Source organism: Zhongshania sp. (assembly GCF_041584495.1).
Taxonomy (GTDB): domain Bacteria; phylum Pseudomonadota; class Gammaproteobacteria; order Pseudomonadales; family Spongiibacteraceae; genus Spongiibacter.
Genome location: NZ_JBFHDY010000215.1, coordinates 1 through 3,081, shown reverse-complemented (window position 1 = coordinate 3,081; position 3,081 = coordinate 1). Strand labels below are relative to the sequence as shown.

Below are 3,081 nucleotides of genomic sequence, written 5' to 3'. Positions count from 1 at the left end.
GCGCTATCTGCACAGGGGCTCTTGCAAGCACAACCGTATGGGCGCGGAATAGAGGGTGCGCGTAAGGCTATTCAGCACTTGGCGTATGTGCAAATCGATACTATTTCGGTGGTCGAGCGGGCGCATCATCATGTTTTGTATTCGCGGGTGCCTAATTTCCAACCGACGATGACGAATCAGATGTTGCTGAACGGCGACATTTTTGAGTATTGGACACACGCTGCGGCGCTTATTCCCATTGAAGATTTTCGTTTTTCTTTACCGTATAAGCATGCAATTAAGTGCGGCCGCACCCACTGGTTTAAAACGCCAGATAAAAAGTTGATGAGGGATTTGTTAGCCCGTATTCGTATCGATGGTCCGTTGCGATCTCGGGACCTCGAAACCAATCCTAAGCAGCGTGCGGGCTGGTGGGATTGGAAGCCCGCCAAAAAAGCCTTGGAACAATTGTATATGCAGGGTGACCTCATGGTCAGCAATCGCGAGGGCTTCCAAAAAACCTATGATCTCACCGAGCGAGTGCTGCCGGTCAATATAAACACATCAATGCCCAGTGTGGATGAATTTGCTGCGCATATGATAGATCAGCAGCTGCGCTGCCATGGACTAGTTGCATTAAAGGGCTTTACTTACCTACGGCGTGACACTGAACTGCGCAAAGCAGTAAAGGCACAAGTCGCTAAGGGCGTGGAGTTGGGTAATTTTGAACAAGTGCAGGCGAGCAATGGCGAGGTGTTTATTGTACACGCGGGTGCGCTAGCAAGGCCGCTACCGAGACTGAACAAGCGTCTCATGATTCTCTCGCCATTTGATAATAGTGTTATTCAGCGCGACCGTCTTAAAGCCTTGTTTCAGTTTGAGTATCAAATAGAATGCTATGTCCCCGAAGCTAAGCGCAAGTACGGCTACTTTAGTCTGCCACTGCTTTACGGCGATGAATTTATTGGGCGTATGGATTGCAAAGCCCATCGCAGGGAACGCCGTTTGGAAATTAAATTTCTGCACTTTGATGTGCACAATAACAACGAGGAAATGCTTGTTTTCGCTTTTGTAGAGGCCGTTAAGCAATTCTGTCAGTTCCAAAACTGTGATGTCGTGTCATTGACAAAAGTTTATCCAGACCAACTAAACCGGCGTTTGCAAAGCGCCTTAGCGCCGTAAGCCGCAATAAGCGAACATCTGATGAAAATTTATTACTACCCAATTATTTTATTAATTGCAGGCCTTCTTGACGCCTATTGGTTTGGATATAGCCCAGTACTGGTGAGCGTGGCGTATTTCATGCCAGTATTGCGTCATATACGCTCTATGCCAAAGATAAAAAGGCGGCAAGGCGTGGCGCTTGGCGAGTGCAGGAGAATACCTTGCATTTGACTGCTTTTCTGGGTGGATGGCCGGGCGCACTTATCGCTCAGCAAAGACTTAGGCATAAAACTCAAAAAGTCAGCTTCCGTGCGGTGTTTGCCGTGACGTTTTTATTAAACATTGGCCTGCTTGCTTGGCTCCACACGGCCAAGGCCTCCGAAACCTTACGTTATTATAGCGATAAAGCAGGAGATTGGGCGGTGGCGCAGTTTGGCGTAAATCTAGGTACTGCTATTGTGCAGGAATTAACCGCGTTTCACCGACCGCGTTAGGATTAAGATGAAGCGCCAAGGTAAAATTCATTCTTGCGATGCAGATAGCCGTGATTACTTTGCAAGGGGATAGGCAATGAATATAAAAGAACTTCTCGGCGTTGAACTGCCTATTATTCAAGCGCCGATGGCGGGGGTACAAAACCACGAGCTAGCTGTTGCTGTATCCAATGCTGGCGGTCTGGGTTCGCTGCCCTGTGCAATGCTAAGTTCAGACGCACTGCATACGGAACTACGCGCACTGACCACGAAGACCAGTAAACCCTATAATCTTAATTTCTTCTGTCATGTGCCACCAGAACCGGATGCGGAGCAAGAGCGAAACTGGCGACAGGCGCTGGCGCCGTATTTTACTGAGCTGGGTATAGATGTAAACGCGATACCCGAGGGTGCAGGGCGCAGGCCTTTTAGCGCTGAAACAGCCGAGCTCTTAGGGGAATTTAAACCGCCAGTAGTGAGTTTTCATTTTGGCCTGCCCGCACCGGAATTAATGGCGAAAATACGGGCTTGGGGCGGAAAGATAATTGCAAGCGCCACCACCGTCGCTGAAGCGCGCTGGCTCGAGGCCCGCGGAGCAGATGCGGTCATCGCCCAGGGCTTAGAGGCGGGCGGCCATCGCGGCTTCTTTTTGTCGACGGATCTCAATACCCAAGTTGGCACCTTTGCCTTGCTGCCGCAAATTGCCAGCGCGGTAAATATTCCTGTTATTGCGGCGGGCGGAATTGCCGACAGCACAGGCGTTGACGCGGCCGTTAAACTCGGCGCGATAGCCGCTCAAATTGGTACCGCCTATTTGCTTTGCCCCGAGGCGAACACCAGCCCAATTCACCGCGCAGCCCTGCAAAGTGACGCTGCTAATTTTACCGCGCTCACCAATTTGTTCAGCGGTGGTGCGGCGCGGGGCATTGTAAACCGTTTAATCCGCGAGCTTGGGCCGATAAATAGCCTCGCTCCACAATTTCCGCTGGCGGCAACAGCCATCACATCCTTGCGGGTAAGGGCAGAAAGTATGGGCAGTGGCGATTTTTCGCCCTTGTGGGCTGGACAGAATGTGAGTGGCTGCAAAGAAATCTCGGCGCAGTTGCTGACCAAGGAGCTGGCGAGATCAATTTATAAGTCACACTGATGACACGCGAGCGTTACTCGTTTTGGGTGAAAGTGTGGTGTTGAGCGGTATCATTATACGTCTAGTGGCGCCAAAATTAATGAATGTAGAGATGATGAAAAATAATATTAAGAGTTTAGCCAAGGTGGTATTTGCTGCAATATTAATTCTGGGCGTCTATGTTGCTATTTGCATCATTGCGAACGGAGAAACCTTAAAAGTAATGACCGGCGTTATTGAAAAATGTGCTGTTCTTGGTGGGAAAAGCGCCGAAGCCCATTCACACGCAACCATTAAAACAAGGTCAGGAAGTTACTTAATATCAAGTGTTTCAAATTG

At 49.6% G+C, this 3,081-nt stretch carries 4 protein-coding genes; all 4 read left to right on the top strand.

Features of this window, described 5'->3' with window-relative positions; all coding sequences use genetic code 11:
- The coding region (locus tag ABYP33_RS18245; RefSeq protein ID WP_373092678.1) for a winged helix-turn-helix domain-containing protein at nt 1–1,161 on the top strand (1,161 nt) is incomplete at its 5' end.
- Between the two features lie 128 nt (nt 1,162–1,289).
- Nucleotides 1,290–1,637, top strand: coding sequence for a DUF1294 domain-containing protein (locus ABYP33_RS18240; protein ID WP_373092679.1), 348 nt, complete (start codon nt 1,290–1,292; stop codon nt 1,635–1,637).
- Between the two features lie 76 nt (nt 1,638–1,713).
- Complete coding sequence (locus ABYP33_RS18235) at nt 1,714–2,763, top strand: NAD(P)H-dependent flavin oxidoreductase (protein WP_373092676.1); 1,050 nt, start codon at nt 1,714–1,716, stop codon at nt 2,761–2,763.
- 37 nt (nt 2,764–2,800) lie between these two features.
- Nucleotides 2,801–3,081 (top strand): hypothetical protein (locus ABYP33_RS18230; protein ID WP_373092675.1); only part of this gene is annotated, 281 nt, incomplete at its 3' end.